Annotated in this window: 4 protein-coding genes; 1 reads left to right on the forward strand and 3 read right to left on the reverse strand. The window is 55.8% G+C overall.

All coding sequences use genetic code 11. The annotated features are described in order from the left end of the window. Nucleotides 1–29 precede the first annotated feature (29 nt). Both LC354_RS26645 and lepA read right to left on the reverse strand, forming a co-directional pair. On the reverse strand, nt 30–818 hold the full coding sequence (locus tag LC354_RS26645; protein ID WP_223428971.1) for a hypothetical protein: 789 nt from the start codon (nt 816–818) through the stop codon (nt 30–32). A gap of 120 nt (nt 819–938) precedes the next feature. After that, nucleotides 939–2,735 carry a translation elongation factor 4 gene (gene lepA / locus LC354_RS26650; protein ID WP_223428972.1) on the reverse strand — a complete coding sequence of 599 codons (1,797 nt, stop codon included), beginning with the start codon at nt 2,733–2,735 and terminating at the stop codon, nt 939–941. 274 nt (nt 2,736–3,009) lie between these two features. On the opposite strand from lepA, the gene LC354_RS26655 reads away from it, so the two are divergent. Then, a complete protein-coding gene (locus LC354_RS26655) occupies nt 3,010–3,576 on the forward strand; it encodes a hypothetical protein (protein ID WP_223428973.1) in 567 nt (188 codons plus the stop codon). A 99-nt stretch (nt 3,577–3,675) separates the two neighbouring features. Here the strand turns inward: LC354_RS26655 and LC354_RS26660 are convergent. Continuing rightward, the coding region (locus LC354_RS26660) for an IS1595 family transposase (protein ID WP_223428974.1) at nt 3,676–4,161 on the reverse strand (486 nt) is incomplete at its 5' end.

The raw sequence follows: 4,161 nt of genomic DNA on the forward strand, positions 1-4,161 counted from the left end.
GGTAAAAGATACTTGATCCGCAGGCCTGATCAGGCGATCTTCGCGTCAGATGGCAGGCCACTTGGGGAATGTCGGTTGAAGGTTGGGTTCTTCTGCGGCATCTGAAAAATTCGGTCTCGGTTGTTAATCCAAATAACTTGATTGGCAATATAATCTTCAGAAAACATATCATAATACTTGGCGAGTTGGTTGCTGAAGTCTGTAGTACCGTTGGATTTTTTCAAACAGCAGTAGTTTATTATATCGGCGATTTGGCAGCCGATCTCCGACTTAGTAGCATAATAGTGTCCTGTGAGGTTTTTCAGGTTAATTGATGAGCTTTCGGCACCACCTGCGTATATGGTAGATAGTTTCTGGAGCGTCTTGTCCAAGTTTCTTCTCAAAGACTCTTTGTCAAACTCACTTACAAGGACATGGTTGGGCTCTTTTTCGTCGCTAATTGCAAACGCGGTGCTCGTTACACAGAGGTCAAGGATTTGATCTCGCGCGCTATGCTGCATTTCGTAAGGAAACGAACGATCAAAGTACCCTATTCGCAAAAAGTCGACGTCGAACTCTTTCAGAACGCTACAGAGTTTTTCCAGAACTTGAAATTTAATTTCATCGGGAAAGTCACTTAACAATTCACTCCCATGAATATTCGGAAGTCGATGGATATAATTCCCCTTGGCATCTTCGCCTCGGATAGCGGTATCAATGACTTGATTGTATGCAGGATAGAATAGGGCCTTTATTTCATGTAAATCGTGAGCCCAAGCTCGAAACCCTACAATTGCTGTAAACTTTTCGCCGTTTACCCGGCCTTCTTGTTCATCCAAAAAGAGAATCTTCGTCCGCATGATTCACTATAACATGAAATCGTCATATGTGGGAACGCGCATTTCTGCGAAATACGCTGCCTCCCACCGTCTTTCATATCAGCCCGAAATGGTCAGCTTTCAGCTGTCCATTTTGAGTGCTGAGATAAACGCTTCCTGCGGAATATCAACTTTCCCGAACTGCCGCATCTTCTTCTTCCCGGCCTTCTGCTTGTCCAGCAGCTTGCGCTTGCGGCTGGCGTCTCCGCCGTAGCATTTGGCGGTCACATCCTTGCGCATGGCCGACAACGTCTCGCGGGCGATCACCTTGCCGCCGATGGCCGCCTGGATCGGGATCTTGAACATGTGCCGCGGGATCAGGTCCTTGAGCTTTTCCACCATGGCGCGGCCGCGCATGTCGGCGCGGTCCCGGTGCACCATCATCGACAGTGCGTCGACGGGTTCGTCGTTCACCAGGATCGACATCTTGACCAGATTGTCCTCGCGGTAGCCGGTGAGTTGGTAGTCAAAGGACGCATAGCCCTTGGTCACCGATTTGAGCCGGTCGTAGAAGTCGAACACCACCTCGTTCAGCGGCAGGTCATAGACCGTCATCGCGCGGCTGCCCGCATAGGTCAGGTCCATCTGGATGCCGCGCCGCTCTTGGCAAAGCTTCAGCACGTCGCCGAGATATTCATCTGGTACCAGGATGGTCGCCTTGATCCGCGGCTCTTCGATGTGATCGACCGTCGACAGGTCGGGCATGTCGGCGGGGTTGTGCAATTCGGCCATCGTGCCGTCGCGCATGTAGACGTGATAGACCACCGAAGGGGCGGTCGTGATCAGCTCGATATCATATTCCCGTTCGATCCGGTCGCGGATGACTTCGAGGTGGAGCAGGCCGAGAAAGCCGCAGCGAAAGCCAAAGCCGAGGGCGGCGGAGGTTTCCATTTCAAAGCTGAAGGACGCGTCGTTCAGCGCCAGTTTGTCGATGGCGTCGCGCAGGTCTTCGAATTCGGCGGAGTCCACGGGGAAGAGGCCGCAGAACACCACCGGTTGCGCGGGTTTGAAGCCGGGCAGGGCGGTGACCTGTTGCCGTTCGTGGGTGATCGTGTCGCCGACGCGGGTGTCGCGCACCTGTTTGATGGAGGCGGTGAGGAAGCCGATCTCGCCGGGGCCAAGGCTGTCGATCATCTCCATCTTGGGGCGGAAGACGCCGATGCGGTCCACATGGTGGACGGTGTTGTTGGAGAGAAACCGGACCTTTTCGCCCTTTTTCAGCCGTCCGTCGATGATGCGGACCAGAACGATGACGCCGAGATAGCTGTCATACCAGCTGTCCACCAGCATGGCCTTGAGCGGCGCGTTCTCGTCGCCCTTGGGGGCGGGCAGGTGGTGCACGATGGCTTCGAGCGTTTCGTGGATGCCGATGCCGGTTTTGGCCGAAACGCGGATTGCGCCGGACGCGTCGATGCCGATGACGTCCTCGATCTGTTCGGCGACGCGGTCGCAATCGGCGGCGGGCAGGTCGATCTTGTTCAGGATCGGGACGATTTCGTGATCCGCATCAATGGCTTGATAGACGTTGGCAAGCGTCTGCGCCTCGACCCCCTGGGTGCTGTCGACCACCAGAAGCGAGCCTTCGACGGCGCGCATGGACCGGCTGACCTCGTAGGCGAAATCCACGTGACCGGGGGTGTCGATCAGGTTGAGCACGTATTTTTCGCCGTTGTCAGCGACATAGTCGATGCGGACGGTGTTGGCCTTGATGGTGATGCCCCGCTCGCGTTCGATATCCATGCTGTCGAGCAGCTGCTCCTTCATGTCCCGGTCAGCGACCGTGTTGGTGGACTGAATGAGCCTGTCGGCCAGCGTGGATTTCCCGTGGTCGATATGGGCGACGATGGAGAAATTGCGGATATGTGAAAGCGGTGTCATGGTGTGGATATGTAGCGGAACGGGGGTGTGGTCAATGGGCCTGAGAGACGCGGCGCGCAACGTTCGGTGCGATGTTTCGCCTTGGCGACGCGAATCGAAGGTTAAGGCCCGTTTTTTATAGAGAAAGCGGGTGTCACTCTGCGTGCACACTCTGTGCACCCCCTGTGCACCGGCACTGCACCGTTGCGGGGGTTAACAGGGCGTGCGGTGGGGTTTGTTACGTTTGGGTTAATGGGGTAGAAAACGCGCGGCGAGTTGGTAGGGCAGAACGACAGTGGCGGACGTTGATTTTTCGGATCGGGAGAGTGCGGAGCGCTGGTTTGGAGGGCAGACCCCTGAAACGCGCTGTGTCATGTCTAGCCGGGCCGTGCTGCGTGTACTGTCGAATATCAGTCTAGTTGACGCGGCCCATTTTGAACACCTTACGTTGATTTGTTTTAGGGCTGTCCTGACAAGTGCGGCGCGCGGTCTGGGGATTGGTGAAACTGTCTTACGGTTGGATGCTGCTGCTGCCCAGTCCGAAGATTCGCTTCCCCATTCCTTAGTCCGTTTAGATCAAGGTACGCCAATCGATCCTTTCGCCGCCAGCAACGTTTTTTCCGCAGCGGTTAACACCACCCGCGCCAATTACTCTGCTCACGGTGCAGCCAACTCGATCGACGAAGCCATAAAGTCTGCGATCCACATAGATGGATTTGCCGTCGCGCTTATCACCGTAGAACTCAATTCGGATCAAGCGGCTTTGAACACAACTGCCTCTGATCTTTTTAAAAGGCCTGTCTGGGCGTACAAAACGGCACCGAAGGCTTATCCCCTTTGTTCCGGCAAGACTACATGTTGAGGCGACAGAGCTGATGATTGTAGCTTGAGGCGCGGATCGGATCAATTTACGGCGCAGCTTGGGCGCATAAAACGTAGCTTTTCTGATGACAGATGGCCTTCAGACGCGCTGATCGACAAAATCGCGATAGGTCGCCGGTGCGAGAGCGACACCGACCCCGAGCAGCGTGTCGAAGGCACTGCACATGTGTCGCCGCCGGTTCCAGCGGAACACGAACTCGTCAAGGTAGCGTTGGAGATGGCGTTTCCTGAGGCCGTGGAACACACCTTTCGCCCATCGCTTCAGGTTCGAGAACACGCGGTGAACCCAGTGCAGGATCTCATGTGCCTTCCTGCCGGTGACAACCTTGGCCTCATGCGTGTTTGCAGGGGGGTTTTCATAACCGAGCCAACCGTCCGTGATGATATGCGCTCCGGGCTCGACGGCCTGGCTGATAAATCCGTGCAGCGTCTTTGACGCTCCGTCGGGGATGTGGTTCATCCGGATCCGGCGCGGCTGGCCATCTGCTGACAATTCTACCGCACCGACCACGAACATCTTGCCCACCGGACTGCGCCCACCCTTCGGCCGGTCGACCGGATCGTG

The sequence above is a fragment of the Tateyamaria pelophila genome, from assembly GCF_019966495.1.
Taxonomy (GTDB): Bacteria; Pseudomonadota; Alphaproteobacteria; order Rhodobacterales; family Rhodobacteraceae; genus Tateyamaria; species Tateyamaria pelophila.